Annotated in this window: 1 protein-coding gene; it reads left to right on the forward strand. The window is 45.2% G+C overall.

What is annotated here, in order from left to right; all coding sequences use genetic code 11:
- On the forward strand, positions 1-767 hold a 767-nt coding region (locus H5089_RS20505), incomplete at both ends, for an elongation factor Tu (RefSeq protein WP_182696630.1).

A 767-nucleotide genomic window follows, 5' to 3' on the forward strand; every position in this document is an offset into this window, starting at 1 on the left:
AAACCGCACGTAAACGTTGGTACAATCGGCCACGTTGACCACGGTAAAACTACACTAACTGCAGCAATCACTAACGTACTTGCAAAAGTATACGGCGGTGTTGCTAAAGATTTCGCATCAATCGATAACGCTCCAGAAGAGCGCGAACGTGGTATCACTATTTCAACGTCTCACGTTGAATACGATACACCTACACGTCACTACGCACACGTAGATTGTCCTGGTCACGCCGATTATGTTAAAAACATGATCACTGGTGCTGCTCAAATGGACGGCGCGATCTTAGTAGTTGCTGCGACAGATGGCCCTATGCCACAAACGCGTGAGCACATCCTTCTTTCTCGTCAGGTTGGCGTTCCTTACATCATCGTATTCATGAACAAATGTGACATGGTTGATGATGAAGAGCTACTTGAACTAGTAGAAATGGAAGTTCGTGAACTTCTTTCTGAATACGATTTCCCAGGTGATGACTTACCTCTAATCGCTGGTTCTGCGCTTAAAGCGTTAGAAGGCGAGAAAGAGTGGGAAGATAAGATCGTTGAGCTTGCAAACGCACTTGACTCTTACATCCCAGAGCCAGAGCGTGACATCGATAAGCCATTCATCATGCCTATCGAAGACGTTTTCTCAATCCAGGGTCGTGGTACTGTTGTAACTGGTCGTGTTGAAGCTGGTATCATCCGCATCAATGACGAAGTAGAAATTGTTGGTATCAATGATACAACTCGTTCTACTTGTACTGGTGTTGAAATGTTCCGTAAGCT

The sequence above is a fragment of the Pseudoalteromonas sp. SR45-1 genome, assembly GCF_014163655.1.
In the GTDB taxonomy this organism is placed as follows: Bacteria; Pseudomonadota; Gammaproteobacteria; order Enterobacterales; family Alteromonadaceae; genus Pseudoalteromonas; species Pseudoalteromonas distincta.